The sequence below is a fragment of the Limosilactobacillus reuteri subsp. simiae genome (assembly GCF_020784875.1).
In the GTDB taxonomy this organism is placed as follows: domain Bacteria; phylum Bacillota; class Bacilli; order Lactobacillales; family Lactobacillaceae; genus Limosilactobacillus; species Limosilactobacillus reuteri_H.
Genome location: NZ_JAJGUI010000089.1, coordinates 1 through 26,408, shown reverse-complemented (window position 1 = coordinate 26,408; position 26,408 = coordinate 1). Strand labels below are relative to the sequence as shown.

Annotated in this window: 25 protein-coding genes; 19 read left to right on the top strand and 6 right to left on the bottom strand. The window is 39.0% G+C overall.

Translation table 11 applies throughout. From position 1 onward, the window contains the following. Window positions 1-6 precede the first annotated feature (6 nt). From grpE to LMC10_RS02230, 7 genes are all read left to right on the top strand, one after another. A complete protein-coding gene (grpE, locus tag LMC10_RS02260) occupies window positions 7-579 on the top strand; it encodes a nucleotide exchange factor GrpE (RefSeq protein ID WP_065532822.1) in 573 nt (190 codons plus the stop codon). Window positions 580-603: 24 nt separating this feature from the next. Next, window positions 604-2,469: a molecular chaperone DnaK gene (gene dnaK, locus LMC10_RS02255; RefSeq protein WP_003674311.1), complete on the top strand. Its 1,866-nt coding sequence runs from the start codon at window positions 604-606 to the stop codon at window positions 2,467-2,469. A gap of 128 nt (window positions 2,470-2,597) precedes the next feature. Further along, window positions 2,598-3,749 carry a molecular chaperone DnaJ gene (gene dnaJ, locus LMC10_RS02250; protein WP_229268808.1) on the top strand — a complete coding sequence of 384 codons (1,152 nt, stop codon included), beginning with the start codon at window positions 2,598-2,600 and terminating at the stop codon, window positions 3,747-3,749. Window positions 3,750-3,879: 130 nt separating this feature from the next. Next, window positions 3,880-5,715, top strand: coding sequence for a translation elongation factor 4 (gene lepA, locus LMC10_RS02245; RefSeq protein WP_003665812.1), 1,836 nt, complete (start codon window positions 3,880-3,882; stop codon window positions 5,713-5,715). Window positions 5,716-6,126: 411 nt separating this feature from the next. Beyond that, the gene (locus LMC10_RS02240) at window positions 6,127-7,542 is read left to right on the top strand and encodes a C69 family dipeptidase (RefSeq protein ID WP_229268807.1); all 1,416 of its coding nucleotides are present in this window, start codon (window positions 6,127-6,129) and stop codon (window positions 7,540-7,542) included. Between the two features lie 72 nt (window positions 7,543-7,614). Then, on the top strand, window positions 7,615-8,691 hold the full coding sequence (locus tag LMC10_RS02235; protein WP_078009097.1) for an Ldh family oxidoreductase: 1,077 nt from the start codon (window positions 7,615-7,617) through the stop codon (window positions 8,689-8,691). 74 nt (window positions 8,692-8,765) lie between these two features. Beyond that, complete coding sequence (locus tag LMC10_RS02230; RefSeq protein WP_003671106.1) at window positions 8,766-8,942, top strand: hypothetical protein; 177 nt, start codon at window positions 8,766-8,768, stop codon at window positions 8,940-8,942. 83 nt (window positions 8,943-9,025) lie between these two features. On the opposite strand, the gene LMC10_RS02225 is transcribed toward LMC10_RS02230, so the two are convergent. Both LMC10_RS02225 and LMC10_RS02220 read right to left on the bottom strand, forming a co-directional pair. Continuing rightward, window positions 9,026-9,985 carry an L-lactate dehydrogenase gene (locus LMC10_RS02225; RefSeq protein WP_003665815.1) on the bottom strand — a complete coding sequence of 320 codons (960 nt, stop codon included), beginning with the start codon at window positions 9,983-9,985 and terminating at the stop codon, window positions 9,026-9,028. 106 nt (window positions 9,986-10,091) lie between these two features. Further along, on the bottom strand, window positions 10,092-10,271 hold the full coding sequence (locus LMC10_RS02220; RefSeq protein ID WP_003668154.1) for a hypothetical protein: 180 nt from the start codon (window positions 10,269-10,271) through the stop codon (window positions 10,092-10,094). Window positions 10,272-10,467: 196 nt separating this feature from the next. Between LMC10_RS02220 and LMC10_RS02215 the strand changes: the two genes are divergently transcribed. The 6 genes from LMC10_RS02215 to dtd all read left to right on the top strand — a co-directional run bounded on the left by LMC10_RS02215 (window position 10,468) and on the right by dtd (window position 15,669). After that, on the top strand, window positions 10,468-10,773 hold the full coding sequence (locus LMC10_RS02215) for a hypothetical protein (protein WP_003668153.1): 306 nt from the start codon (window positions 10,468-10,470) through the stop codon (window positions 10,771-10,773). A 77-nt stretch (window positions 10,774-10,850) separates the two neighbouring features. Then, window positions 10,851-11,810, top strand: coding sequence for a 50S ribosomal protein L11 methyltransferase (prmA, locus tag LMC10_RS02210; RefSeq protein ID WP_229268806.1), 960 nt, complete (start codon window positions 10,851-10,853; stop codon window positions 11,808-11,810). Next, window positions 11,811-12,551, top strand: a complete 741-nt coding sequence (locus tag LMC10_RS02205; RefSeq protein WP_229268805.1) for a 16S rRNA (uracil(1498)-N(3))-methyltransferase — start codon at window positions 11,811-11,813, stop codon at window positions 12,549-12,551. Between the two features lie 87 nt (window positions 12,552-12,638). Further along, entirely contained in the window at window positions 12,639-12,965 is a 327-nt protein-coding gene (locus LMC10_RS02200; protein WP_229268804.1) for a hypothetical protein, read from the top strand. Window positions 12,966-12,983: 18 nt separating this feature from the next. Continuing rightward, on the top strand, window positions 12,984-15,221 hold the full coding sequence (locus LMC10_RS02195; protein WP_229268803.1) for a RelA/SpoT family protein: 2,238 nt from the start codon (window positions 12,984-12,986) through the stop codon (window positions 15,219-15,221). Window positions 15,222-15,231: 10 nt separating this feature from the next. Continuing rightward, on the top strand, window positions 15,232-15,669 hold the full coding sequence (gene dtd, locus LMC10_RS02190; RefSeq protein WP_003665822.1) for a D-aminoacyl-tRNA deacylase: 438 nt from the start codon (window positions 15,232-15,234) through the stop codon (window positions 15,667-15,669). Between the two features lie 179 nt (window positions 15,670-15,848). Here dtd and LMC10_RS02185 read toward each other — a convergent pair whose 3' ends face one another. Continuing rightward, window positions 15,849-16,697: a fructosamine kinase family protein gene (locus LMC10_RS02185; protein ID WP_229268802.1), complete on the bottom strand. Its 849-nt coding sequence runs from the start codon at window positions 16,695-16,697 to the stop codon at window positions 15,849-15,851. Between the two features lie 381 nt (window positions 16,698-17,078). On the opposite strand from LMC10_RS02185, the gene aspS reads away from it, so the two are divergent. Further along, window positions 17,079-18,881: an aspartate--tRNA ligase gene (aspS, locus tag LMC10_RS02180; protein ID WP_229268801.1), complete on the top strand. Its 1,803-nt coding sequence runs from the start codon at window positions 17,079-17,081 to the stop codon at window positions 18,879-18,881. Window positions 18,882-18,941: 60 nt separating this feature from the next. Here aspS and LMC10_RS02175 read toward each other — a convergent pair whose 3' ends face one another. Together LMC10_RS02175 and LMC10_RS02170 are read right to left on the bottom strand one after the other, a co-directional pair. After that, on the bottom strand, window positions 18,942-19,682 hold the full coding sequence (locus tag LMC10_RS02175; RefSeq protein ID WP_003671089.1) for an amino acid ABC transporter ATP-binding protein: 741 nt from the start codon (window positions 19,680-19,682) through the stop codon (window positions 18,942-18,944). After that, complete coding sequence (locus LMC10_RS02170) at window positions 19,672-21,183, bottom strand: ABC transporter substrate-binding protein/permease (RefSeq protein WP_169473548.1); 1,512 nt, start codon at window positions 21,181-21,183, stop codon at window positions 19,672-19,674. Before LMC10_RS02170 ends, LMC10_RS02175 begins: the two co-directional genes overlap by 11 nt. Window positions 21,184-21,483: 300 nt before the next feature. Here LMC10_RS02170 and rpsU point away from each other — a divergent pair, with 300 nt between their 5' ends. The 5 genes from rpsU (at window position 21,484) to argH (ending at window position 26,165) form a co-directional block, all read left to right on the top strand. Beyond that, the gene (gene rpsU / locus LMC10_RS02165) at window positions 21,484-21,675 is read left to right on the top strand and encodes a 30S ribosomal protein S21 (RefSeq protein WP_003665847.1); all 192 of its coding nucleotides are present in this window, start codon (window positions 21,484-21,486) and stop codon (window positions 21,673-21,675) included. A 62-nt stretch (window positions 21,676-21,737) separates the two neighbouring features. Beyond that, on the top strand, window positions 21,738-22,184 hold the full coding sequence (locus LMC10_RS02160) for a GatB/YqeY domain-containing protein (protein WP_003665848.1): 447 nt from the start codon (window positions 21,738-21,740) through the stop codon (window positions 22,182-22,184). 235 nt (window positions 22,185-22,419) lie between these two features. Beyond that, window positions 22,420-23,397, top strand: a complete 978-nt coding sequence (gene bsh / locus LMC10_RS02155) for a choloylglycine hydrolase (RefSeq protein WP_229268800.1) — start codon at window positions 22,420-22,422, stop codon at window positions 23,395-23,397. A 160-nt stretch (window positions 23,398-23,557) separates the two neighbouring features. Further along, a complete protein-coding gene (locus LMC10_RS02150; RefSeq protein ID WP_035152705.1) occupies window positions 23,558-24,790 on the top strand; it encodes an argininosuccinate synthase in 1,233 nt (410 codons plus the stop codon). Further along, complete coding sequence (argH, locus tag LMC10_RS02145; protein WP_085678293.1) at window positions 24,780-26,165, top strand: argininosuccinate lyase; 1,386 nt, start codon at window positions 24,780-24,782, stop codon at window positions 26,163-26,165. Before LMC10_RS02150 ends, argH begins: the two co-directional genes overlap by 11 nt. 131 nt (window positions 26,166-26,296) lie before the next feature. Here argH and LMC10_RS02140 read toward each other — a convergent pair. Further along, window positions 26,297-26,408 (bottom strand): transposase (locus LMC10_RS02140; protein WP_229268840.1); only part of this gene is annotated, 112 nt, incomplete at its 5' end.

Here is a 26,408-nt window from a genome sequence, read left to right as displayed (position 1 = left end):
AGTTAATTGGCCAAGGAAAAACAAGAAGAACAACAAAAACAAACTGCGCCTGAAAATGAAAAGGCACCTAAAAAAGATATAAAAAAAGAGGCTTCAGATAAGAAGGATGATCAAACTTCTAAATTAAAAGAAGAGATTGCTGACTTAAAGAAGCAGCTCGCTGATAAAGATGACAAATATTTACGAGCAGAAGCAGAAATTCAAAATATGACTAATCGTTTTAATAAAGAACGGGCTCAAATCCTTAAATATGATGGTCAGGATTTAGCAAAGTCAATTTTACCAGTGCTTGATAACCTTAAACGGGCGTTAGCAATTGAAGTTGTAGACGATAATGGCAAGCAACTTAAAAAGGGCATTCAAATGGTCCATGATCACCTTGTAAAGGCATTAAATGATCATGGCATCACTGAAATCAAAGCTGATGGTGAAACATTTGATCCTACTCTTCACCAGGCAGTTCAAACTGTTCCGGTCGAAGAAGGTCAGAAGCCTGAAACTGTTGTTAATGTTCTTCAAGCAGGATATCAACTCAAAGACCGGGTATTACGCCCAGCAATGGTTGTTGTAGCTCAATAAATTTGTGAGAGAAGGAAATAAATTATGGCAAGTAATAAGATTATTGGTATTGATTTAGGTACTACTAACTCTGCGGTTGCTGTTATGGAAGGTAATGAACCTAAGATTATCACCAACCCAGAAGGAAGTCGGACAACACCATCTGTTGTTTCATTTAAGAATGGTGAAACTCAAGTTGGAGAAGTAGCAAAGCGTCAAGCAATTACTAATCCTAACACTATTTCATCAATCAAGAGTCACATGGGTGAAGCAGGATACACTGTTGAAGTTGATGGTAAGAAATATACTCCACAAGAAATTTCAGCAATGATTTTGCAATACCTTAAGAAATATGCTGAAGACTACATTGGTGATACTGTTACTCAAGCAGTTATTACTGTTCCTGCATACTTCAATGATGCTCAACGTCAAGCTACTAAGGATGCCGGTAAAATTGCGGGCCTTGATGTAAAGCGGATTATTAACGAACCTACTGCTTCATCATTAGCATACGGTCTTGACAAGAAGGACAAAGATGAAAAGATCCTTGTTTATGACCTTGGTGGTGGTACATTCGATGTTTCCATCCTTGAATTAGGTGACGGTGTCTTCCAAGTTCTCTCTACTAATGGTGATACTCATTTAGGTGGGGATGACTTTGACCAAAAGATCATGGATTGGTTAATTGATGGCTTTAAGGAAGAACATGGTGTTGATCTTTCTCAAGATAAGATGGCTCTTCAACGTTTGAAGGATGCTGCTGAAAAGGCTAAGAAGGACTTGTCAGGTGTTCAAGAAGCACAAATCAGCTTACCATTTATTTCAGCTGGTGAAAACGGTCCATTACACTTGGAAAAGACATTAAGTCGGGCACAATTTAACCAATTAACTAATGACTTAGTTGAACGGACAAAGCAACCAGTATTGAATGCTTTGAAAGATGCTGACCTTACTTTTGATGACATTGATGAAGTTATCTTAAATGGTGGATCTACTCGTATTCCTGCCGTTCAAGAAATGGTTAAGGAATTAACTGGTAAGGAACCTAACCACTCAATCAATCCTGACGAAGCGGTTGCTCTTGGTGCAGCTATTCAAGGTGGGGTTCTTACTGGTGATGTTAAGGATGTCGTATTACTTGATGTTACTCCACTTTCACTTGGTATTGAAACCATGGGTGGTGTCTTCACTAAGTTGATTGACCGTAACACAACTATTCCTACTTCAAAGAGTCAAATCTTCTCCACTGCTGCTGATAACCAACCAGCTGTTGATATTCACGTTCTTCAAGGTGAACGTCCAATGGCAGCAGATAACAAGACTTTAGGTAACTTCCAACTAACTGATATTCCTGCTGCTCCTCGTGGTGTTCCTCAAATCAAAGTTACATTTGATATCGATAAGAACGGTATTGTTAATGTTTCTGCTGAAGATCAAGGAACTCACAAGAAGCAAAACATCACTATCAAGTCTAACTCAGGCTTAAGTGATGAAGAAATTGAACGGATGAAGAAGGATGCTGAAGAGCATGCCGAAGCCGACAAGAAGAAGAAGGAAGAAGTTGACTTGAAGAATGAAGTTGACCAAGAACTCTTCCAAGTTGATAAGACTTTGAAGGAAGTTAAGGGTAAAGTTCCTGAAGATGATATCAAGAAGGCTGAAAGTGCTCGTGACGAATTAAAGAAGGCTAAAGAAAGCGGCAACCTTGATGAAATGAAAGCTAAGAAGGATGCTTTGAACAAAGTTATTCAAGACCTTAGCGTAAAGCTTTACCAACAAGCTCAAGGTGCACAAGGTGGCGCTGCTAATGGTCAACCTGGAGATAACCAACAAAATGGTAATGACAACGGTAATGATGACAATACTGTTGATGGTGATTTTAAGGACGTTACACCAGACGACAAGAAATAGCCTGCGGTAAACAGTCTTAAAATGTTAGTGTAAAAGCCAAAGGCCAGAAAAAAGGACTTTGGCTTTTACTTTCGTTTGCTGGCTGTGGTATAACTAAACAAGCAATAAAGTAATGAGGTATTTATTATATGGCAGAACAAGATTATTATGACATTTTAGGTGTCTCTAAGGATGCATCCGAAAAAGACATCAAGCGTGCATATCGTCGGCTTGCGGCAAAATACCACCCAGACGTTAACCACGAGCCTGGTGCAGAAGAAAAGTTTAAGAAGATTAATGAAGCATATGAGACATTGAGTGATAGTCAAAAACGTGCTCAATATGATCAATTTGGTTCAGCTGGCCCACAAGGTGCTGCCAGTCAAGGCTTTGGCGGCTTTGGTGGTGGTCAAGCTTATTCTAACTTTGGTGGCGGCTTTGACGACATCTTTAGTCAATTCTTTGGCGGTGGTGGTCGTGCTCGTCGGGACCCAACAGCCCCGCGTCAAGGGCGTGATTTACAATATGCAATGACTCTTGATTTTATGGATGCGGTTTTTGGTAAAACAACTACTATCAAGTATGACCGTGATGCAGAATGTAAGACTTGTCATGGAACCGGAGCAAAGCCTGGTAAATCGCCAATAACTTGTCCGCGGTGTCATGGTGCCGGCGTGATTACGAGTGTTCGTCAAACACCACTAGGCAATATGCAAACTCAAACCACTTGTCCAGAATGTAATGGAACTGGAAAGATTATTAAGCCAGAAGATCGTTGTGATACTTGCCATGGTGCAGGACATGTTCATGAACGTCATGAGCTAGAAGTAAAGGTGCCTGCCGGTGTTGATGATGGTCAACAAATGCGGCTCCAACATCAAGGGGATGCTGGTGAGAATGGCGGCCCAGCCGGAGATTTGTATATTGTCTTCCGAGTAACACCAAGTCGAGAATTCCGTCGTGATGGTTCAACAATTTACGTTGATCGTGATATTTCGTTTGCTCAAGCAGCTTTGGGAGACGAAGTAAAAGTTAAAACGGTTCATGGTGATGTCAACCTTAAAATTCCTGCTGGAACACAATCAGAAACTAATTTCCGCTTGCGTGGCAAGGGTGTTCCACACCTTAACGGTAATGGTAACGGGGATGAACATGTTACTGTCCATGTTAAGACACCTAAGAGCCTTAACAAACGTCAACGTGAAGCAATGTTAGCTTTTGCGGCTGCTAGTGGTGAAGATGTTAAGGGTGTGAAGAAGACAGTTCTTGATAAGTTACGTGATGCCTTTGAGGATAAGTAAATAATTTTTATGAAGCAGGAAAAGCTTAATATTTTTCCTGCTTTTTGTATATCTAGTAGAAGGTTTCCCATTCTAAACGAGGATTTGGTATACTAGATAAAGAATATTCGTTGAAAGTGAGTCTTTTTAAATGAACCTAGAAGAAATGAAAGAGCGGCAAAAACACATTCGGAATTTCTCGATTGTTGCCCACATTGACCATGGAAAATCAACGCTTGCTGATCGTATTTTAGAAATGACTGATTCAATCAGCAAACGTGAAATGAAAAATCAGATTCTTGATGATATGCCTCTAGAACGTGAACGGGGCATTACAATCAAATTAAATGCCGTCGCCTTGACATATCATGCTAAAGACGGTGAAGATTACATTTTCCACTTAATCGATACACCAGGCCACGTCGATTTTTCTTATGAAGTATCACGGTCTCTTGCTGCCTGTGAAGGTGCCGTCTTAGTAGTCGATGCAACACAAGGGGTAGAAGCACAGACCCTTGCTAACGTCTTTTTAGCGCTTGACAATGACCTTGAAATTTTACCTGTTATCAATAAGATCGATTTACCTTCTGCTGATCCTGAGGGTACTAAGAAGCAGATTGAAGACGAGATTGGTTTAGATACTGATGAGGCAGTTGATATTAGTGCTAAGACTGGAATGGGCGTTGATGAAGTTCTGGAAAAAATCGTTAAGGATGTCCCAGCACCAACAGGAGATTTAACTGCGCCTTTGAAAGCTCTTATCTTTGATTCAAAATATGATGATTATCGGGGAGTGGTTCTTAGTGTCCGGGTTGTTGAAGGAACGGTTAAAAAAGGTGACCGAATTAAATTAATGAACGGTGGTACCGAATATGAGGTAGCAGAAGTGGGGATTAACTCTCCTAAACCATTAGCACGTGATGTATTGATGGCTGGGGATGTAGGTTACATCACCGCAGCAATTAAAGACATTAAAGATACCCGGGTTGGTGATACGGTTACAAGTGCGGATAATCCTACAGATAAGCCGTTAGAAGGATATCGGCAAATGACGCCAATGGTATATGCTGGACTCTATCCAACCGATAATGCTAAATTTAATGATTTACGTGATGCGTTGGAAAAGCTTCAACTTAATGATGCAGCATTAACTTTTGAACCGGAATCATCGCAAGCATTGGGATTTGGGTTCCGTTGTGGTTTCTTAGGGTTACTTCACATGGATGTTATTCAAGAACGACTTGAACGTGAATTTAATCTTGATTTAATCACAACTGCACCATCTGTTACTTACCATGTTGAATTAGCGGATGGGACAACGAAAGAAGTGGAAAATCCGGCTGAAATGCCAGATGCTTCTTCAATTAAAGCGATTAAGGAACCATATGTCCGCGCTTCAATTATGGTACCCAATGATTATGTTGGCCCAGTAATGGAGCTTTGCCAACGGAAACGGGGAGACTTTGATACGATGGAATATCTAAGTGATACCCGGGTAAACGTTATTTATCATATTCCGCTGTCAGAAATTATTTTTGACTTCTTTGACAAGTTAAAGAGTTCTACACGGGGATACGCTTCCTTAGATTATGAAATTGATGGTTACCGGCCAAGTAATTTGGTTAAGATTGACATCTTGCTCAATGGCGATAAGGTGGATGCATTGAGCTTTATTGCTCACCGTGATTTTGCGGCAGAACGTGGTCGGGAAATTACTGCTAAGTTAAAGAAGATTATTCCACGGCAAAACTTTGAAATCCCAATTCAAGCAGCAATCGGCTCAAAAATTATTGCCCGGACCAATATTAAAGCCTACCGAAAAGACGTTACTGCCCGTATTCATACAGGGGATCCAGACCGGCGTGCTAAATTATTAGATAAGCAGAAACGTGGGAAGAAACGGATGAAGGCTGTCGGAAAAGTTGATATTCCTCAGGCCGCCTTTATGGCCGTTTTGAAGACCGATGAGCAATTGGACGAGAAGTAAACGTTGATGTAATAGGATTTAACATCTTTAAAAATCACAAAGTAGACCAATATTTTATCAGTTTTCCCTTAATTTTCCCTTATGCGGGATTTTAAGGGAAAGGTAGAATATTAGTCTACTTTTCTTTTAAATATTAAAATTCGTTAAGTTATCAAATAGATTTGCGGTTTCGCGTTTCCTATACCAATATCAGATTTTTTGTTTTTAAACTAAAAAGAAGCTCGCCTTCTGATACAATGAAATCGCCAAATCACATAGAAAACAAGGTAACCCCATAAATAATAATACAAGGTTCCTCCTCAATTTAACAGATAAATATGGTGGGTTTTTATACTCTCTCAATACTGCAGTCCTCATCAAATTAGCGTATCATAGATAATGTAATCGCTATTATTTGAGGAGGAAATAAATATGCAAAATAAAGATGCTTGTACATCAATCATGGTCGGTAAAAAGGCTTCTCTCGACGGTGCTAATTATATTGCTCGTAATGAAGATCGCGTAAAAGCAATTGAACCCAAGCGATTTTTAGTAAAACCGGCAGTAAAAGGACGCCACGAAACCTACGTATCACCTTACAATAAAGTAACTGTAGACTTGCCGGAAGAGGGAATGCGTTATACTTCTACGCCTACCCTTGATCAAACAGCAGGACCTAATGAAGAAGATGGAATTAATGAAGCAAATGTGGCAGCTTCCTTTACTGAGAGTGTTTATGCAAATGATCGGGTGTTAGCATATGATCCATACGTAAAAAATGGCCTGGCAGAAGACTCACTTTGTACTTTAGTATTACCGTATATTCATTCTGCCCGTGAAGGAGTTGAATATACTGGAAAATTAATTGCTGAATTGGGCTCTGCTGAGGGAAACGGAATGCAATTTGCAGATGCAGATGATATTTGGTATATGGAAGTAGTAACTGGTCACCAATGGGTTGCAGTTCGTATTCCTGATGATTGTTATGCTGTTACTCCTAACCAGGTAGCAATTGAAGATATTGATTTTGACGATCCTGATAATTATATGTGGGCTGATGGAATTCAAGAGTTTGTTGAAGAACACCAATTAAACCCTGACCATGACCGGTGGGATTTCCGCCATATTTTTGGTACCAGTACACAAAAAGACCGTCATTACAACACACCGCGGACTTGGTTTGCTCAACGTTACCTTAGTCCTAACGCTTCATTGGGTCAATGTCCCGAAGATTCTGAAATGCCATTTATCCGTAAGGCTGAATTTAAGATTGCTAATGAAGACATCCAATATGTTCTAAAATCGCATTTTAATGAGACACCTTACGATCCAATGGGGGATGCTCCTGAACGTAAGACTTACCGGGCTATCTCTTTATCACGGACGGCCCAATCACATATTTTACAAGTGCGCAATCTGAATAAATATAAAACAAGTATTCATTGGATTGAATTAGGGGTCCCAGCCTTTAACCCTTATGTTCCATTTTTTGCTAATGCTGACGATACTGATGAATCATATCGAAACGTACCGGAAAAAATGAACTTAGAGTCTGCATTCTGGTTAAATGAAGCCTTAGCAGAGGTCGTTGAAAGTCATTATCAAGAATTTATGGAAAAGGATGAAGACTACCAAAAGGAGCTAAATGAATGGGCACGCCGTAAAATTGCGCAGGTTGATAAAGAAGCAGCTAGTCTTGAAGGGCAGGCACTAACTGATTATCTAACTGGACAAAATCATGAAATAGCTACCCATTATAATGAACGGACAAAGGCCCTTTTCTTTGAATTATTAACTGAAGGCTGTGAGCTTTCAAAGATGTCATTTAAGATGGATCCTAACCTTTAAGATATTTTGAATATTGACATTTCTCACTTTATTATTAAAATATAATTAATATAAAATGAGAGAAGGATAAAAATGAGAATTCAAGCAACCGATGAACGACATTATCTAGTAGAAGTTTTTACAAAATTGGGATTTAACCAAGATGACAGTCAATTATTAGCAGACACTCTAGTTGATGCGGATTTGCGCGGGATCTCATCTCATGGGATTCAACGATTAGCATGGTATCGTCGGATGATTAAAGAAGGAACGATTATTCCCCAAAATAAGGCCAAAATTATTCGTGAGTTACCAGGATCCGTCCTTGTTGACGCTAATCAAAATATGGGACAGCTCGCAACGGTTTTAGCGACTCAAAAAATAATTGAAAAGGCTAAGAAAACAGGGGTGGCAATTGCTGTTATTCGCAATTCGAATCACTTCGGCACCGCTGGTTACTATACAAGATTAGCATTAGAAGCTGGATTGGTAGGAGTTGCCCTTACTAACACTCGTCCCCTGGTAGTCCCAACTAATGCTACTCAGGCTTTTCTTGGGTCTAATGCTTTTGCGTTTGGCTTTCCTGCTTCTCCACATCCATTTATGTTTGATGGTGCCACTTGTGTTGTTTCGGGTGGAAAAATTCAAGTTCATGCTAAAAAAGGCGAACCGTTGCCGGGCGAATGGGCAGTTGATAAAGATCGGCAGGTAGTAACTGATGCGCAAGAGGCAGAAGATATTCTTGCCACCGCGGCCTTTACTGAAGGGGAACAAAAAGGTGGAGGAGTTCTCACTCTTGGCGGAAATGATGAGGAAAATTCTAATTATAAGGGGATGGGAAATTCTATCGTAATTGAATTATTGACGGGTATTTTAGCTCAAGGATCTATATCTGCCGATACTGTTAGTGGTAAACATGATTTTAGTCAATTTGTAATGGTTCTTAATCCAGCATTCTTTGGTGATCCAGAGGTATTGAAGAAAGATGCCACATCAATGTTAGATCGAATTCGCCAGCTTGAACATATTCCTGGTAAAGAAATTTGGGTACCCGGTGATCGTGAGTACCGTTTATTAGCAGAAAATAAAGAAAAAGGTGTCACGATTGATGAAAAGACCTATCAAGAAATGAAAGAAATAGGAACTGAACTTGGTATTGATGTTCCTTAATAATTGATAAGCTCCTTCAAATTCTGATAAGCGAAAGTGGTACACTGAACATATGAGGAAAAGGAGCATTTTAAATGGAAGATCGAGAATTAGTAATGTTTTGGCTCGCAGGTGATCATAAGTTAGCAATTCGAAAGGGGCTTACTTCGGCAATTTTAGCGAGTGAACTTAGAAAAAAGGGTTATAAGGATAAATTAATAGAAGACTTTCTTGATGATTTTGCACGTGACTTGAAAAATGATCAAAAATAGGTGAAAAAAACTCCCAACGTTTTACTAAACGCTGAGAGTTTTTTAGTAGCACGATAATCTATCGTTCTATTTATGAATATGGCTTAGTTGTTACCTTGTAACTTTGCCATACCGTTCTTAGCAACTTCTTCCAATTGCTTAGCAGAGTCGGCCATAGCCTTCTTTTCACGGTCGTTAAGTGGAACTTCAATAACCTTTGCAACACCAGAAGCATTAACAACAGCTGGAGTACCGATGTAAAGGTCGTTAAGTCCGTATTCACCGTTCATTGGGGCACCGATAGGGAGAACAGAATTTTCATCACGAAGAATAGCCTTTGAAATCCGCATTAAAGCAGTGGCAACACCATAGAAGGTAGCACCTTTGCGGTTAATGATTTCGTATGCCTTGTTACGAACATCATCTTCAATCTTAAGTAATTCATCTTCTGAAATACCTTCATCCTTAGCGATGTCAAGTAATGGCTTGCCACCAACAGTAGCACTTGAGTAAGCAGCAAATTCGGAATCACCATGTTCACCCATAATGTTAGCAATAACATCACGAGGGTCAACATGAAGCTTCTTACCAAGAGCAACCCGAAGACGTGCGGAATCAAGTGAAGTACCTGAACCAACAACCTTGTTCTTAGGGAAGCCAGAAAGCTTTTGAACAGCATAGGTAAGGATGTCAACTGGGTTAGCTGCAACTAAGAAGATTCCGTCAAAACCAGACTTAACGATTGGTTCTACAACGGACTTAATGATCTTCAAGTTCTTATCAACTAATTGAAGACGAGTTTCACCAGGCTTTTGTGGAGCACCAGCAGTAATAACAACTAAATCAGCGTCTTTGCAAGTGTCGTAATCTGCTGAGTAGATGTTCTTAGGAGCGGTGAAGGCAGTAGCGTCTTCAAGGTCCATTGCGTCCCCTTCAGTCCGTTCCTTAATAATATCAACGATAGCAAATTCTTCAGCAATTCCTTGTTGTGCCATTGCGAAGGCGTAACTTGAACCGACAGCACCATCACCAACAAGAACAACTTTTTGATGATTCTTAGACATAATAAACAGTCTCCCTTTCATCTTATGTATACATTATTTGAGATTTCTCTCACAGTAATGATTATAACATTCCGCAGAAAAATTACTATAAGATTTTATAGATAAATTAGTTAGTGAATAAACCTGCTCCTAAGATAATGACTGCTAAAAGGATCGCTGGCCAAAGTAAAACATGAATTAATGTCCCGATTAATAGAATAAGAAGGATTAGGCCAATGAACTTAACCGTTAAAACCCCAATCTTCCATAGCAACCAGCAGATAAGAATAGCAATTAAGAGACTCACTATTGTAATCACCTTTCCTTAAAGTATTGTGAACATAGTATAGCATTTTTTTGAAAATTAAAGTTTAAACATAGATTAAACTTTGGAACGTTGGTGACCTGTGCTAAAATATACCTATCTAGGGAGATTAATTTAAAATTGATCAGGAATAATAATAGAGGAGGTGGTTACCATTCTGAATCGAACTAAGCAGTTTATGCGCGACAATGATTTAATGTATAAAAAAGAGTACATTCGGCCAATGATGACACCCCAACACGTATATGTGTTCCGCTTTGGTAAACACAGACTAAATAATCGGGTAATTGTTCGTTATTCCCATACTTGGACCGGACGATTAAAAATTAACGAGATTGATGTTCGGTTGCATCACCAACATCATCCCCGTATTTTCTTGACTGAGTCCGACTTAATCGATTACTTAAGTCATCATTTAGAAAAAGAAAAGAAACGCGAACAAGAACGACCACATATTAGTAAAGTTGATAATGAAAATGATTAGACTTTATTAAGTTGGTATTTATCGTGACCATTTACTTTTATTGTGGTCACGATTTTATTATTTAAGGAGGTCATTAAATGGATTGGACAGCAATAAAGGTAATAACTTCTAGTGAGGCTGTTGAAGCAGTTAGCTATATTTTGACAGATATGGGAGCACAAGGCGTTCAAATTGAAGATGCCGCTGATTTTGCAAACTTACATGAGGGAAAGTATGGGGACCACGGTGAATTTATCGATCCATCATCAATTCCGCACCGAAAAAATGGCGCAGCAGTATCTGGATATTTCCCACAAAACGTATTTGTTCCTGAACTATTGCCAACTATCCATCAACGAGTAGCAAAATTAAGGGATTACGGCCTGAATCCAGGAGAAAATGATGTCTCAGCAGCGACCGTCGATAATCAACAATGGGCAACGGTTTGGCAAAAATATTATCACCCATTAAGAGTAACGGATCAGTTAACGATTGTTCCGCAATGGGAAGAATATGAGCCAGCAGATCCTAAAGAAAAATTAATCTTTCTTGATCCAGGAATGGCTTTTGGTACCGGGACTCATCCAACTACTCGTTTAATGCTGGAGGCCCTTGAAAAAACAATTGTTGGTAATGAATACGTAATCGATGTCGGGACAGGTTCTGGTGTTTTAAGTATTGCTGCCAAGCACTTAGGGGCAGGAAAAGTTGATGCTTATGATATTGATGAAGTAGCAGTCAACTCAGCAAAAAAGAATCTTGCACTAAACCCGGTCGCTAAAGATGTTAAAGTTGGCGTAAATAGCTTGTTAGATGGGATCCATACCCAGGCAGACTTGATTGTTGCTAATATTCTTGCGGAAATCATCGTGCCTCTTATTCCTCAAGCATATGAAAATCTTAAGCCAGGTGGCAAATTCCTTGTTTCTGGAATTATCGATGATAAGGCTCCGTTGATTCGTCAAAAGTTGCAAGAGCAAGGATTTATAATTGACGATGAACAGCAGATGAAGGACTGGCACGGAATGATTACCCACAAGCCAATCGAGGTGAAATAAATGCAACGCTATTTTGTTAATGTAACTCCAGCTGATGAAGTAACATTGCCATCTGAAGCAGCCCACCACTTGTTGAAGGTAATGCGCGCAGAGGTTGGAACAAGTGTTGAGCTTGTATTAGCTGACCACTGTGTTTACCTTGCGACTCTTAGTACTACAGAACCAACGGCGACATTAAAAATCAATCAGAAGTTAGATGCTGATAGTGAATTGCCAGTTTCGGTGATACTTGCCTGCGGAATTCCAAAGACTAAAGAGAAACCAGAATTAATTGTTCAAAAGGCAACTGAATTGGGAGCAGACAAAATTGTTTTCTTCGATGCTGCTCGCTCCATTAGTCATTGGCAGGGAAATAAGCAGAAACGAAAGATCGAACGTCTGCAAAAAATAGCTGAATCAGCAGCAGAACAATCCCATCGAAATAAAATTCCGCAGGTTGAATACAGTGTAAATCTTGATCAATTGTTAGCCGATTATCCCGCTACCAAACGGATAGTTGCTTGGGAAGAATCAGCTAAACAGGGTGAAACAAGTGCTTTAGCGCAACAATTTAATGCCCTTAACCCGGGAGACTCGCTCCTTGCCATTTTTGGTCCAGAAGGTGGATTAACGGAAAATGAAATTGCTAAAATGAATGAAGCTGGCGTGGTGGCAGCAGGTTTAGGACCACGAATTCTACGAACTGAAACAGCGCCTTTATATTTCATGGCGGCGATCTCATATGCAATGGAATTGTCATAATGTAGCTGGCTTACTTATGGTAAAATAAAGAACAGCTTTAATCGGTGATTTAAAACTGAATATAGGTGTTGAAAGAGAATGAATTTTATGAAAAAAGCATGGGAACATTTAGACAAACCATTATGGCTAGCTAGTATTTTAATTGGGATTGTATTGACATTCGTTGTTGATAAGCTTCCATTTGTTACGCGAGTGGTAATGGTAGAGATTGTCTTAATCCTTATTAATGGTATTTTTAGTATTTGGTCCGGTTATTGGATTTATAGGCACCAGCGAAAATGGGGCGAGTTATTCATTTTTCCAATCCTTTACTTGATAACTGCGTATTTCTTTATGCCCCGATATACTTATTATTTTGCCCTTGCTTACTTAGCGCTTGCGTACTTATCCTGGGCAATGCGTCAACAAAAGTAATTGAAAGGAGGTCGTCCGATGTCAAAAGAAAAGGAATTGACACATGAAGATGTTCAAAAGATGGTTAGTTCTTATATGAATGAAGAACACGTTGCTTTAGTTGAAAAGGCATATCATTTTGCCGAGGTAGCTCACCATGACCAACGACGTAAATCTGGGGAACCGTATATTATTCATCCTATCCAAGTTGCGGGGATCCTTGCTAATCTTCATATGGATCCCGAAACAGTTTGTGCAGGATATTTACATGATATTGTAGAAGATACTGGCGCAACCTTAGATGATATTAAAGAACTCTTTGGACCAACCATTGCAATGATCGTTGATGGTGATACAAAGCTTGGTAAGATTCGTTACAAATCAAATAAAGAACAAATGGCTGCCACTCATCGTAAATTATTACTTGCAATGTCAAAGGATATTCGGGTAATGATTGTCAAGCTTGCGGACCGTCTTCATAATATGCGCACTCTTAAGCATTTGCGTCCTGATAAGCAGCGCCGCATCTCAAATGAAACCCTTGAAATTTATGCGCCAATTGCAGATCGGTTGGGTATCAGTACGATTAAGTGGGAATTAGAAGACCTGTCATTGCGGTACTTAAATCCGCAACAATATTACCGGATTGTCCATTTGATGAATTCACGACGCGATCAGCGGGTTGACTATATTGATGAGTCAATTAAGTTGATAAAAAAGGCAATTGCAGATTTGGACTTAGGACCGAATGTTGAAATTTATGGCCGGCCTAAACATATTTATTCTGTCTACCGTAAAATGGTTACTCAGCATAAGCAATTTAGCCAAATCTATGACCTTCTTGCAGTTCGAATTGTCGTTGACTCAATCCGGGACTGCTATGCTGCTCTTGGAGCTATCCATACCAATTGGAAACCAATGCCTGGACGGTTTAAGGATTATATTGCAATGCCTAAGACTAACGGGTACCAATCCTTGCATACAACAATTATTGGACCAGAAGGACGACCATTAGAAGTACAGATCCGAACTCACAAGATGCATGAAATTGCTGAATATGGGGTTGCTGCTCACTGGGCATATAAAGAAGGAAAAACTAATGGAATCCAACAAACTCAGGATAGCCAAAAGCTAAATGTCGTCAAAGAAATCCTTGAATTACGAAGTGAAAGTCAAGGCACAGATGAATTTATGCAAGGGATTCAGAGTGATATATTTACTGATAAGGTCTATGCATTTACCCCTAAAGGTGACGTAATTGAAATGCCTAAGGGATCTGGACCACTTGATATGGCTTACCAAATTCATACTGAAGTTGGTAATCATACAACTGGAGCTAAAGTAAATGGACGGATTGTACCCCTTGATTATGAGATCAAAAATGGTGACATTGTTGATATTTTGACTTCATCATCATCAGCTGGTCCGAGTCGTGATTGGTTTGATTTGGTTTCAACGCGGCGGGCTCGTAATAAGATTCGCCAATTCTTCCGTGCACATGATCGAGAAAAGAACATTGAAGAAGGAAAACAACTTCTTGAAAACGAACTCCGTGAAGCAGGATATTCGCCAGCAGAGTTAATGACTGATGAGAAATGTGAGGAAGTTGCTCAAGAGACTCATTACAATAGTAGTGATGATATGTTTGCGGCCTTAGGATTTGGTGACTTGGCTCCCGTTGGTATTAGAAATCGGTTTACTGCTGATATCCGTCAGCAAGTTGAAAGCGACCGCCAACAAGCAGCAGAAAAAGCTGTACTAGAAGATCACCAGACTCTTGAGAAGCCAAATGAACGTGAAAAACAAAAGCAGGCTAAAGCATCTAGTGAGGGCGTAGTTGTGGAAGGAGTTGACAATCTCCTTGTCCGCTTAAGCCATTGTTGTAGTCCAATCCCAGGAGATGCTATTACTGGCTACATTACAAAGGGACGGGGAGTATCGGTTCACCGGGATGATTGTCCGAATATTAAAGCTGCCCGTAAGAATGGCGAACGAATTGTTAGTGTATATTGGGCAAATCCTAATGGCGACAAAACAAACTACAATGCTGACTTGGAAGTTCAGGGATACAATCGAAATGGCTTATTAAATGATGTTTTACGTTCAGTAAATAACAGTACTCGCTTCTTAAATTCAGTTAACGGAAAAGTTGACCATAACAAGATGGTAACAATTAGTTTGATTATCGGAGTGCGTAATTTACGACAGTTGCAATTAATCATGGATGGTTTAAAGAACATTCCAGATGTTTACGTTGTCAAAAGAATTATTCGATAGGAGGATGCTTGTGCGAGTTGTTTTACAAAAAGTAAATCATGCAGCAGTTTCAATTGATGATGAAGTTGTTGGTAAAATTGGCCTTGGCTATTTTCTCTTAGTCGGTTTTGCTCCAGATGATACCGAAGAAAAATTAGACTACTTAGTACATAAAATTACTAATCTTCGTGTTTTTGAGGATGAAAACGGTAAGATGAACAAGGGGCTACGGGATGTTAATGGTGCAATTTTATCAGTCTCCCAATTTACCCTTTATGCTGACACTAAGCATGGAAATCGTCCTGGATTTTCACAGGCTGCTCGTCCTGAGATTGCTGAACCGTTATATGATCTTTTTAATCAAAAACTAGCTGCTACTGGTATTCCTGTTGAAACCGGACATTTTGGAGCCATGATGAAAATTGATCTGGAAAATGATGGTCCCACGACAATTATTTATGAACGCTAAAAAGTAAAGAGGGAGCGAGACAGAAGTCACTTGTGACTTCGTTTTTCGACGCGAAGCTAGCCTCTGGGAGCCCCCGCAAGCAACAATAGGCCTCTAACGTTCGGTTTTGCCGGACATTAGAGGCCATTGTTGTACTGCGTATTTGCTTTTTATGAAAGTAACTTAACTTATGTCACAGTTTAGTATTGACTTAAAATTTGATCGACTGCGCCACCATAGCTTTCGCCAAATAAGATTAAATGCATGCATAGGTAATAGAAACGATACCACGAAAGGCGTTCATCTAGCTGATCATCAAATGGAAAGACGCTGCTATATGCCTGATAAAAACTATTATCGAAACCGCCAAAAACAGTTGTCATGGCTAAATCAAATTCACGATCCCCAAATAATGCATCTGGATCGATTAAGTATGGTTTATGATCGCCAGCAAATAAGAAGTTGCCGGCCCATAAATCACCATGAAGAAGACTAGGGATGACTTCATGGTGTTGGTAGTAATCAGTAAATTTATTAACCATTTGTTGGTAATGTTCTTGCCGCCATTTATTCCATCGTCCGCGTTGGCTTGCCACTTGTACTTCTGGTTCTAGGCGCTGATTAATATAAAAATCAAGCCAGCTTGAGTTCCAAGAATTGTTTTTTACGAGGGCCTTGGTTTGATGATTATCCATAAAGCCGAATTCATCATTATGCTGTTGGTGCATTTTGGCAACTGCTAATCCCAGGTCGGCTTGATTACCCCAAGTTTCATCTAGCCAGTTTAAAATTAAATAGGCATTCCGATCGATTTCACCATGGTAAAGTGGGGTCGGGGTATTAATGACCTTACCGATAGCTTTGAGACCATTAATTTCATGATTAAAATAATCTTGTGAATGGTTAGGTTGAACCTTTATAAAGTACCTATTTCCATCAGTAGTTGTGGCTTGATAGGCTAAATTAATATCACCACCGCTGACTGGTTTAACAGAAGTGAGATTTTTTAATGGAAGGCGCTTAAACCATGCTGTATTTGGACTTTCCAATTGATGTTCCTCCTTTACTAAATTACTTTATTTATACCATTTTTAGGCAAGTGTTGTTAAATAAAGTTGATTTATAAGGCACTAATTAACCTTAGTATTGACATTTATGAGGGGATCGAGTAAGGTAAAAATGTAAATTAAAGATATTAATAGCTGTTGATAAAGAATGCTCGGGTACTTGAAATTATCAGCGATTGGAGAAAGGTGAGAGCTCCAAATATTTCGGCCTCGATTGACACTTTTGAAGCTGGGCAATATGCTCCGTCGTTTAGACGTTATTTTTGAGTGATACCAAGGTGGTACCGTGCATTTGCACCCTTGTAATTTCAAGGGTGCTTTTTATTTAAACTGTTATTAAAAACTGAAAGAGGTAAGCGGAGAATGAAGAGAACAAATTATGCTGGGGATACAAATGAACAGCAAGTTGGACAAGAAGTTGTCTTAAAGGGTTGGGTAGCTAAGCGTCGTAACCTAGGTGGACTTATCTTTATTGATTTATGGGATCGGGAAGGAATTGTTCAACTAGTATTCAACGAAAAAGAAAATCCAGAAGCATTTGAAATCGCAAATGCGGTTCGTAACCAATATGTTCTTGAGGTTCAAGGAAAAGTTCAATTACGGGCAGAAAAAGAAATTAATCCAGATATGAAGACTGGAAAAGTTGAAGTAACCGTTGATAAGGTTAAGGTATTAGCAAAATCAGAAACAACGCCATTTGATATTACTGATGGTGTTGATGCTTCTGAAGACTTACGGATGAAGTACCGTTACCTTGATTTACGGCGCCCAGAAATGATGCGTAATTTGAAGTTGCGGAGTAAGGTTGCTTCGATCGTACACAATTACTATGATAATGAAGGTTTTATGGATGTTGAAACCCCTGATTTAACACGGTCAACACCAGAAGGAGCACGTGACTACATTGTTCCATCACGTGTTTACCCCGGTCATTTCTATGCTTTACCACAATCACCCCAATTATTTAAGCAATTGTTAATGGCAGCCGGAGTTGATAAGTACTATCAATTAGCACGTTGTTTCCGGGATGAAGACCTTCGTGGTGACCGTCAACCAGAATTTACGCAAATCGATACTGAAATGAGTTTTGCAACTCCTGAAGACATCCAAACCGTTACAGAAGGCTTAATTAAGCGGGTAATGAAGGAAATCGTGGGGGTAGATGTTAAGACTCCATTCCCACGGATGGAATGGCAAGAAGCCATGGACAAGTACGGTTCCGATAAGCCTGATACTCGTTTTGGGATGTTGATTCATGATCTTTCTGATATTGTAAAGGACAGTTCATTTAAGGTTTTTGCTAATACTGTTGCTGATGGTAACTATGTTCGTGCAATTCGCGTTCCTGGTGGAGCAGATAAGTATTCCCGGAAAGATATTTCTAAGTATGAAGAATACATTAAGCGTTTTGGTGCAAAGGGACTTGCATGGGTTAAGGTAACTGCTGATGGTTACAATGGTCCAGTTGCTAAGTTCTTAAATGATCAAGTTGCCCAAATCAATGAAGAAATGGATGCCGAAGAAGGGGACTTAATCCTCTTTGTTGCTGGTAGTTTCCACGTTGTATCAGATTCACTTGGCTACCTTCGTCGGGCAATCGCTGAAGAGCTAGATATGATTAAGCCAGACCAATGGAACTACTTATGGGTTGTTAATTGGCCAATGTTTGAATATGATGAAGGCTTTGGAAAGTGGATTGCTGCTCACCACCCATTCACAATGCTAAATGAAGAAGACTTACATTATCTTGAAGATGGGGAAGATCCTCATAAAGCTCATGCCCAAAGTTACGACATTATCTTGAATGGTAACGAGATCGGTGGAGGATCAATTCGTATCCACGATCCAAAGATTCAAGAAAAAGTTCTCAAAGCTCTTGGATATACAAAGGAACGTGCAGAAGCGCGCTTTGGATTCTTGCTTAAGGCCTTAACAATGGGGATGCCACCTGAGGGAGGACTTGCCTTTGGTTTGGACCGCTGGGTTATGTTACTAGCTCAAGCTGATAGTATTCGGGATGTTATTCCATTCCCTAAGAACTCGAAGGCAGTTGAACCATTGACGGCAGCTCCAGGCAAAGTTAGTGAACAACAACTTGATGATCTTAAAATTGAATTTGATGAAAAAATTGATTACAAGCTCGATCAAGATCCAGATGAACAATAAATAAAACAAAAATAATCCTCGTGAAAAGGTACTTGAAGTGTACTATTCACGAGGATTATTTTATTTCAAAATCTTCTTCAGAAAGTCTTGTGCCCGTGGGCTAGTAGGGTGGGCAAAAAATTCCTCTGGATCTCCAGTTTCCTGAATATACCCATCTGCCATGAACCAGATTTGGTCTGCTACTTCACGAGCAAACCCCATCTCATGAGTAACAACCACCATTGTCATTCCCGATTCAGCTAAATCGCGCATTACTTTTAGTACCTCATCAACCATTTCAGGATCAAGGGCACTAGTTGGTTCGTCAAAGAGCATTACTGCTGGACTCATCGCAAGGGCCCGGGCAATTGCAACCCGTTGTTTTTGCCCTCCTGATAGTTGATCCGGATATTGTTGAGCCTTATCGCTTAAACCAACTTTTTCTAGGAGTTCCATTGCAGTTTTAGTTGCTTCTTTTTCATTGATATTTTTAACTTTAACTGGTGCAATGGTGATATTTTTAAGGACTGTCATATTAGGAAAAAGATTGAAACTTTGAAAAACCATTCCCATCTTTTCTCGCAACTGATCGAGTTTTTTATCACTTAAGCCAATCAGATTCTGTCCTTCAAAAAGAACTTGTCCGCTTGTTGGTTGTTCGAGCGCATTTAAGCAACGGAGAAAAGTACTTTTACCTGCTCCTGAAGGGCCGATCACACAAATTACTTGGCCCTTATCAACATGTTCGGAAATATCTTTTAAGACAATATTATTTTTGAATTTTTTCTGTAAGTTTTTAATTTCAATCATTTTAGTGGGCATGTTTCATTCTCCCTTCAAAGTAAAGCAAAATCCTGGATAGCGTAAATGTGAGGATAAAGTAGATGATCATTGTGATGAATAGAGGTAAAACTCCTTTATAAGTTGCTGATTGCACTAATTGTGTTTGATACATCAATTCGGAAACACCAATCACAGAAACTAATGAACTATCTTTTAATAAAGTAATAAGCTCATTTCCTAATGCTGGCCAAATATTTTTAAGTGCTTGGGGCATAATCACATATCTGAATGTTTCGCTTTTACTCATCCCCAAGCTTCGAGCAGCTTCTGTTTGTCCAAGTGGAATGGATTGGATCCCAGAACGAATAATTTCAGCAACGTAGGCACCGGAATTTAGTGAAACGGCAATAATCCCAGCGAGGAGAGCCGGAAGTGATTGAATAATTGCGCCAATCCCAAAGTAAACAAACATGATTTGAACCATCATTGGCGTACCCCGAAGAAATTCAATGTAGCAAACAGCAATTGAATGTAAGAATTTGTTCTTTGAAAGCCGCATTAGTGCAAAGAGAGTTCCTAATAGGAAACCAAAAATAACAGAGACAACTGTAATGATTAATGTATATTTAATCCCTTTAGCAAAGTAACGCCAATAGCTAAGAACAGTATTTTGTTTTTTATAGCTCTTCATGTATTGCGAGGCTTCAGGAATCCATTTTTTATTAATTAGTTGTTCTTTATTAACTTTTTTAATTGTTTGGTTGGCAGCATTGACTAACGAGGTATCACCTTTAGGAAAGGCCATGGCAATTCCGCCAGCAGTATTTGGCAATTTCGAATTAAAGGCATAAAGATTTGAATTATTGGCAGCATAGGCTTTAGCAGTAGCAGCATCCATTAAAATCCCATCATATTTATGAGATTGAAGCCCAATGACTAAGGAAGAAAGTTTAGCAAGCCCTTTGCCGTTTGCTTTAGGCATTTCCTTTGAAATCAGGGTTGACTGGAGCGTACCGTTTTGTGCTCCTACATTTTTCCCATTAAAACTTTTGACATTAACTAGCTTATCTTTATCTCCTTTATTAATTAAGAAGTAACTATCGCCGGAATAATATGTATTTGAGAAGTCAACGCTCTTTTTTCGTTCAGCTGTAACGTTCATTCCCGAAATAATAGCATCAATTTTACCTGTTTCCAGCGCAACTAGAAGTGAGTCAAAGTCCATGTTTTTAATAACTAGTTTTACTCCCAAGTCTTTAGCAAATTGTTTAGCAAGGGAAACTTCAAAACCGACATATTTAGTTTTCCCATTTTCTTTGGTTGTGAATTCGTAGGGTGGATAATCAGCACTCATTCCCACAACCAATGTTCCTTTTTGTTTAATCTTTTGCACTGAATCATTACTAGCGACTTGCGATGGATTATTGGCTGACGAAGAGCTAGTTGAACTGCTCTCGTTAGCAGCTAATGCAGTAATAGGTGTACATAATATCGGAAACGCAATTACCATTAGCAGTAATAAATGTTTAAAACCTTTCATAGTTAATAACTCCTTTGAGAATAGTAAAATTAAATTGTTACTAAATATACACTTAAATGTTTATTTATGCAATATAAAATCTTAAAATGGAATAAATATTCATATATTTGTATAGTGATTAAAAGCGTTTACTTAGCTTATGGAGTAGTCAAAGAATAGGTGGATAAGAAATTTAAATTTTTATTTAAAAGTAATGTTGACAGGGTAGGCCATGTTGGGTAAAATAATTTTTGTAGTGAAAGGGAAGCAGTATGCCTGCTACCTCGATACGTAACTTTAAGCTCGGAGGGAGGGATCAACATGTCAAAAACAGTCGTTCGTAAGAATGAATCTTTAGACGACGCTCTTCGACGCTTTAAACGTTCAGTTTCACGTAACGGAACATTGCAAGAATATCGTAAACGTGAATTTTACGAAAAGCCAAGTGTAAAACGCAAGTTGAAATCTGAAGCGGCACGGAAGCGTAAGAACAAACGCGGTCGTCGTTACTAAAAATGTGTGCTCTCACCTGTTGCCTGGTGGGAGCTTTTTTCTATATGAAAGAAGGATAAATAATGAGCTTACTACAACAATTAACGTCAGATATGGTATCAGCAATGAAGAATCGGGATAAGGAAACATTAAACGTTGTCCGGATGCTTAAAGCAGCAGTTCAAAATGAACAAATTGAACTTGGCCACGATTTGAGCGCTAATGAAGAAATTGCGGTAATGGCACGTGAATATAAACAGCGTAAAGAATCGCTTGAAGAATTTGAAAAAGCTGGACGAGAAGATCTGATCAATCAAGCGAAGAATGAATTAGCAATTGTTGAAAAGTATATGCCAAAACAGTTATCAAAAGATGAAGTTACTAAGATTGTTAAGGAAGTAATTGACGAGCTTAATGCTTCTAGTATGAAGAACTTTGGACAAGTAATGGGGTCAGTTATGCCCAAAGTTCAAGGTCAAGCAGATGGAAAATTAGTTAACCAGGTTGTAAAAGAACAATTGAGTAAGTAATATCAGCTGTAAAAAAGGGAGCGAGACAGAAGTCACTTGTGACTTCGTTTTCGAGCCCCCGCAAGCAACAATAGGCCTCTAACGATCGGTTTTGCCGGACGTTAGAGGCCATTGTTGTACTGCGTATTTGCTTTTTATGAAAGTAACTTAACTTATGTCACAGTCCATTTTTTACTGTACATTTTTACTTTTTAAACTAGAATTAAGGTATATTCAAAAGAAAAGGGGCCTTTATATGTGCACATCAGTAATTTATACAGCAGGTGATTATTACTTTGGCCGTAACCTTGATTTGGAAGTCAACCTTGGTCAAGAAGTAGTGATTACCCCACGTAATAAGACTTTAGAATTTCGGGAAATGCCAAACCTTGAACACCATTATGCAATTATTGGAATGTCGATTGTTCGTGACGACTATCCACTATATTTTGATGGGGTAAATGAAAAGGGTGTTGGAATGGCAGGCCTTAATTTTGATGGTCCAGCTCATTATTTCCCGGTCCAAGAAGGAAAAGATAATATCGCATCATTTGAATTAGTTCCTTATATTCTTGCGGCTGCTTCCTCGGTTGCTGAAGCGAAGAAGTTACTTTCAAATGCAAACATTGCTAATATCAATTTTTCTGATAAACTCCAAGCTGCACCGCTGCACTGGATTATTGCTGATAAAACGGGGACTTCTGTGACTGTTGAATCCACCGCAAAAGGATTGAATGTTTATGATAACCCAGTTGGTGTTTTGACAAATAATCCGGAGTTTCCTCGTCAATTATTAAATCTTAGTAACTATCGTAGTGTTGCACCTGCTAATCCGGCTAACGTATTTGCACCTAATGTCGACCTACCAGTTTATAGCCGGGGCTTAGGGACCCATTTTCTCCCGGGAGGAATGGATTCTGAAAGTCGTTTTGTTAAGGCTACATTCACTAAGATGCATGCCCCAGTTGGTAATTCTGAAGTTGAGAATATTACCAACTATTTCCACATTCTTCAATCTGTCGAACAACAAAAGGGATTGGATGAAGTAGCACCGGATACTTTTGAATATACGATCTACTCTGATGGTTCAAACCTAAAGAAGGGCATTTTTTACTACAAGACTTACGAAAACAGTCAAATTAATGCAGTTGATATGCATAAGGAAGACCTTGAAGCATCAGAATTAATTACCTATCCAGTTCAAAATAAACAAATTATTAACCAACAAAATTAAATAATTATTCTATCTATAAACTCTTTTTATGCATGAATAGCTTATATTTTATGCATAAAAAGAGTTTTTTTTGAAAAAATATGCTAAAAGTATTGATTTTTATTCATAATACTCGTATATTTATAAACAACGAATTTCAAATGAGATGGAGGACGAGATTATGTCAAAAGAAAAAATTGTTTTAGCTTATTCTGGTGGTTTAGATACTTCAGTTGCAATTGCGTGGCTCAAAAATAAGGGGTATGACGTAATTGCATGTTGTATTGATGTGGGTGAAGGAAAAGACCTTGAAGCGATTAAGGAAAAGGGTCTTCAAGTTGGTGCGTGGAAGTCAGTAGTGATTGATGCCAAGCGTGACTTTGCTGAACAATTTGTATTACCAGCTCTTCAAGCCCATGCAATGTATGAGCAAAAGTACCCATTAGTTTCAGCACTTTCTCGTCCCTTAATCGTTCAAAAACTAGTTGCAGTTGCTAATCAATACGGTGCGACTGCTATTGCCCATGGTTGTACTGGAAAGGGAAATGATCAGGTTCGGTTTGAAGCAGGCATTCATGCTTTAGCACCAGATATGAAGATTGAAGATCCAATTCGGGATTGGCACTGGTCACGGGAAGAAGAAATTCAATACGCTAAGGATAATGGCATTCCTGTTCCAATCACAAAGGCTAGTCCTTATTCTATTGATGAGAACTTATGGGGCCGGGCAAATGAATGTGGAATTCTTGAAGATCCATGGGCTGCGGCACCTGCTGATGCATATGATCGGACAGTTTCAATTGAAGAAGCCCCTGATACCCCAACCACAATTGAAATTACCTTTAATGAAGGGGTTCCTACAGCAATTGATGGTGAAGAAATGCCGCTTGACCAGTTAATTATGAAATTGGACAAATTAGCTGGTAGTCATGGGATTGGTCGGATTGATCACGTTGAAAACCGGCTTGTTGGTATTAAGTCACGGGAAATTTATGAATGCCCAGCTGCAACTGTTTTATTGGCAGCCCATAAAGACTTGGAAGACCTGACCCAAGAACGGGAAGTAGCGCACTTTAAACCATTAATTGAACAAAAGATGAGTGAAATTATTTATAATGGGCTTTGGTATTCACCATTAATGAAATCTTTAGTTGCTTTTATTGATGAATCACAAGCGGTTGTTAATGGAGTGGTAAGGGTTAAATTATTTAAGGGAAATGTAATCTGTGAAGGTCGGAAATCACCAAATTCACTTTATGATAAGAACTTGGCAACTTACACTTCTGCTGATGAATTTGACCAAGAAGCTGCTACTGGCTTTATTAAACTTTGGGAATTACCAGATAAGGTCTATGCTCAAGTACAAAACAAAAATAAAAAGAAAGTAAAGGAGAATACAAGCGATGCCTATTAAGAGAATGTGGGGTGGCCGGTTTGAAGAAGCCGGTGACCAACTAGTTAACCAATTTAATGCGTCAATCAGTTTTGATCAAGAAATGGCTCAAGAAGACATTGAAGGCTCATTAGCCCATGTAAAAATGCTGAAAGAAACACAAATCTTATCAGCAGATGATGCTGATAAGATTATTGCTGGACTCAAGAAGTTACGTGAGCGATTAACTAGTGAAGGACTCCCATTTTCGATTGACAATGAAGACATTCATATGAATATTGAGGCATTGCTGACAGAAGAAATTGGCCCCGTTGCTGGTAAGCTTCATACTGGGCGGAGCAGAAATGATCAAGTTGCAACTGACCTTCATTTATATGTAAAGAAGCGGTTGCCCATTATCATTAATGAATTGAAAAACTTACAGGCAGAATTAGTAGATAAAGCAGCAGAAAATGTTGAAACGATTATGCCAGGGTACACTCATATGCAACATGCTCAGCCAATTTCGTATGGGCACTATCTCATGGCTTATTTCCAAATGTTTCAGCGAGATGTTGAACGTTTTGAATTTAACCAGCAGCACACGGATTTATCACCCCTAGGAGCGGCTGCTTTAGCTGGGACCACTTTCCCAATTGATCGACAATTAAGTGCAAAGTATTTAGGTTTTGCTGAACCATATCATAATTCACTGGACGCCGTTTCTGATCGGGATTTTGCCCTTGAATTTTTAAGTAACGCAAGTATTTTGATGATGCACTTGTCACGGTTATGTGAAGAACTGATTTATTGGTGTAGTTATGAATTTGGCTATTTAGAATTGGCAGATTCATATTCTACTGGTAGTTCGATTATGCCCCAAAAGAAGAACCCTGATATGGCAGAATTGATTCGTGGTAAAGTTGGGCGAGTTTATGGTGATCTTTTTGGCTTATTAACGACAATGAAGGGACTTCCGCTTGCTTATAACAAGGATATGCAAGAAGATAAGGAAGGATTATTCGACGCGGTGAAGACGATTCTTCCAAGCATCAAGATCATGACAGGGATGATTGCCACCCTTCAAGTAAAGAAAGAAGCCATGGAGCATGCAACTCATCATGACTTTTCTAATGCCACTGAATTAGCAGATTATCTCGCTACTAAAGGAATTCCATTTAGGGAAGCGCATGAGATTGTCGGTGAGCTAGTATTGAAGGGACTTAAGACAGGGACAAATCTTGTTGATATTCCATTAGACGAATATAAAAAGATTTCGCCCAAAATTGAAGAAGATGTTTATACCTGCTTACAACCTAAAGTCGCGGTTGAACGGCGGAATTCTTATGGTGGAACTGGTTTTGATCAAGTTCGTCAACAAATTAGAGATGCTAAGAAAATTTTAGAAGGTAATTAATTTCCACGATATCGTAACAATATTCGTAAAAAGAGGCTATCGAAAGTGATTAGCCTCAATTTTTTGGATATCTGTCAACTGGTATGGTTGACTAAAAATACTTCCTACGAAAATGTAGGGGGTATTTTTTTTTACGAAAAAATACAATCGATTCTTAAAAAGAAAAATTTTTGATTGGCAAAACCATAACAAGTTCGTTTTAGAGTTTTGATTTTGCGATTGATGCCTTCTAAAGGACCATTA

Excerpts from the sequence above, each read along its gene's own strand:
- dnaK (WP_003674311.1), top strand. The coding sequence starts at position 604 with ATGGCAAGTAATAAGATTATTGGTATTGATTTAGGTACTACTAACTCT.
- dnaJ (WP_229268808.1), top strand. The coding sequence starts at position 2,598 with ATGGCAGAACAAGATTATTATGACATTTTAGGTGTCTCTAAGGATGCA.
- lepA (WP_003665812.1), top strand. The coding sequence starts at position 3,880 with ATGAACCTAGAAGAAATGAAAGAGCGGCAAAAACACATTCGGAATTTC.
- LMC10_RS02240 (WP_229268807.1), top strand. The coding sequence starts at position 6,127 with ATGCAAAATAAAGATGCTTGTACATCAATCATGGTCGGTAAAAAGGCT.
- LMC10_RS02235 (WP_078009097.1), top strand. The coding sequence starts at position 7,615 with ATGAGAATTCAAGCAACCGATGAACGACATTATCTAGTAGAAGTTTTT.
- LMC10_RS02230 (WP_003671106.1), top strand. The coding sequence starts at position 8,766 with ATGGAAGATCGAGAATTAGTAATGTTTTGGCTCGCAGGTGATCATAAG.
- LMC10_RS02225 (WP_003665815.1), bottom strand. The coding sequence starts at position 9,985 with ATGTCTAAGAATCATCAAAAAGTTGTTCTTGTTGGTGATGGTGCTGTC.
- LMC10_RS02215 (WP_003668153.1), top strand. The coding sequence starts at position 10,468 with ATGCGCGACAATGATTTAATGTATAAAAAAGAGTACATTCGGCCAATG.
- prmA (WP_229268806.1), top strand. The coding sequence starts at position 10,851 with ATGGATTGGACAGCAATAAAGGTAATAACTTCTAGTGAGGCTGTTGAA.
- LMC10_RS02205 (WP_229268805.1), top strand. The coding sequence starts at position 11,811 with ATGCAACGCTATTTTGTTAATGTAACTCCAGCTGATGAAGTAACATTG.
- LMC10_RS02200 (WP_229268804.1), top strand. The coding sequence starts at position 12,639 with ATGAAAAAAGCATGGGAACATTTAGACAAACCATTATGGCTAGCTAGT.
- LMC10_RS02195 (WP_229268803.1), top strand. The coding sequence starts at position 12,984 with ATGTCAAAAGAAAAGGAATTGACACATGAAGATGTTCAAAAGATGGTT.
- aspS (WP_229268801.1), top strand. The coding sequence starts at position 17,079 with ATGAAGAGAACAAATTATGCTGGGGATACAAATGAACAGCAAGTTGGA.
- LMC10_RS02175 (WP_003671089.1), bottom strand. The coding sequence starts at position 19,682 with ATGCCCACTAAAATGATTGAAATTAAAAACTTACAGAAAAAATTCAAA.
- LMC10_RS02170 (WP_169473548.1), bottom strand. The coding sequence starts at position 21,183 with ATGAAAGGTTTTAAACATTTATTACTGCTAATGGTAATTGCGTTTCCG.
- rpsU (WP_003665847.1), top strand. The coding sequence starts at position 21,484 with ATGTCAAAAACAGTCGTTCGTAAGAATGAATCTTTAGACGACGCTCTT.
- LMC10_RS02160 (WP_003665848.1), top strand. The coding sequence starts at position 21,738 with ATGAGCTTACTACAACAATTAACGTCAGATATGGTATCAGCAATGAAG.
- bsh (WP_229268800.1), top strand. The coding sequence starts at position 22,420 with ATGTGCACATCAGTAATTTATACAGCAGGTGATTATTACTTTGGCCGT.
- LMC10_RS02150 (WP_035152705.1), top strand. The coding sequence starts at position 23,558 with ATGTCAAAAGAAAAAATTGTTTTAGCTTATTCTGGTGGTTTAGATACT.
- argH (WP_085678293.1), top strand. The coding sequence starts at position 24,780 with ATGCCTATTAAGAGAATGTGGGGTGGCCGGTTTGAAGAAGCCGGTGAC.